The sequence below is a fragment of the Campylobacter sp. CNRCH_2007_0968H genome, from assembly GCF_025773245.1.
Lineage (GTDB): Bacteria > Campylobacterota > Campylobacteria > Campylobacterales > Campylobacteraceae > Campylobacter_D > Campylobacter_D lari_D.
On sequence record NZ_JAKMTQ010000036.1, the window covers coordinates 1 to 1,580 of the forward strand.

The following is a 1,580-nucleotide window of genomic DNA, read 5'->3' on the forward strand; positions in this document are numbered from 1 at the left end:
CTCTCCATTATCATAAGCTCTTACTCCATAAGCTCCACCTAAAGATGAACTTTCAGAAGAATCTAATTCAAAATTCCCTAATACCTTTTGATAGTTTATATTTAAAGTATGCGTAATGTATTCATTAATACTATAATAATTATTCAAACTAGCATTGAGTTTTCTAAACCAACCAAAGCCTTTACTTTCATTTTTAAAATAATTATCTTCTATAAAAAGTCCATCATCATTAACCTTACCTATACTTATCTTAGCACTATAACTTAAGGTATTATTCTCAAAGCCTCTAAATAAACCTTCTAAACCTACACTACCCACATTAGAATTTTTATTTGCTATATATGAAAATGGTGTATAAGCGAAAGCTTTATCATTTAAAGTTTTATGATAAATACTTGAAGTAAAGTATAAAGATGAATTAGTATTAATCCATACAGGATAAGAAAAGTCTATACCTATACTTTTTGAAATTCCACTAAAGCCAACTTCTTGATAATCTCCACCTAAAGAATAATTTCCTTTTGATACACTTGGAGTAATTTTTAAATTTCCTAAAAAGAAAGTATAACTAGCCCCATAGTTGATTTGTTTTTCATTGCTTGATTGTAAGTAAAAATTATAATAATCTCCCATATTAAGTATAGAATTAAATCCCATACTGATACCAGCTCTAATATCCCCTGCACTTTTAATACCATAATTATCAGCATATAATAATACATTAGCCTTAGTATCAGGAACTACTTCTATAACTATATCAGTTTCTCCTACATTCTCTCCTGCTTGTAAGCCTGCTAGGGTTTGAATGCCATACATTTCATTGACTTTATACACACTATCTTCTATTAATTTAGTAGAGATGATTTTACCTTTGATTCTTTCATTAAGCTTACTTTCAATAAAATAATCTTTTATAGTAGTTTTATTCTTTATTATATACTTACCTAATGTTCCCAAAGCTATGTTTATTTGCACACTATCTTCAAATTCTTGTTGGGGCACATAAGCTGTTGCAGCAGGATAGCCATTAACTTGGAAATAATAAGCAATAATATTAGATATATCTTGTAAATCTTGCAAGCTAAATTTTCTAGTGCTAAACTCACTAATGAGTATTTGTAAATCTTCTTCTTTAATACCTAGCTTTTCAAAGCTAGTGTTTTCATTAGTGATAACAAATTTGTATTTGGTTATTACTTGTTTAGTGGTGGTAGTATTAGTTTGATTACTTGAGTTAGTAGAGTTGTTATTAGAATTATTGTTTGTTTGATTATTTGGGTTACTTGTATTATTGTTGGTATTGGTTTGATTGTTTAATTTGGTAGTGTTGTTATTAGTTTGATTGTTAGCTTCCTCATTAGTTTTATCTTCTTGATTAAATTTTTCTTTTAAGGCTTTCTTTTTTTCTTCAAAGTCTTTTTTAGCTTCTTGAGCTTTTTTATAATCATCTTTGGTTTTTAGATTTTCTTTGATAGCTTTGTTTTGAGGGAGGTTTCTATCAGGGGATAGTTCTATAACCTTTTCTATATCATTTTTAGCTATGGTAATACTTCCATTATTAGCATAGACTAAAGAGCTAA

1 protein-coding gene is annotated in these 1,580 nt (G+C 28.0%); it reads right to left on the bottom strand.

Translation table 11 applies throughout. From position 1 onward, the window contains the following. Positions 1–1,580, bottom strand: a 1,580-nt coding sequence (locus L8Y18_RS08485; RefSeq protein ID WP_263676658.1) for a ShlB/FhaC/HecB family hemolysin secretion/activation protein, incomplete at both ends; no start/stop codon positions are given.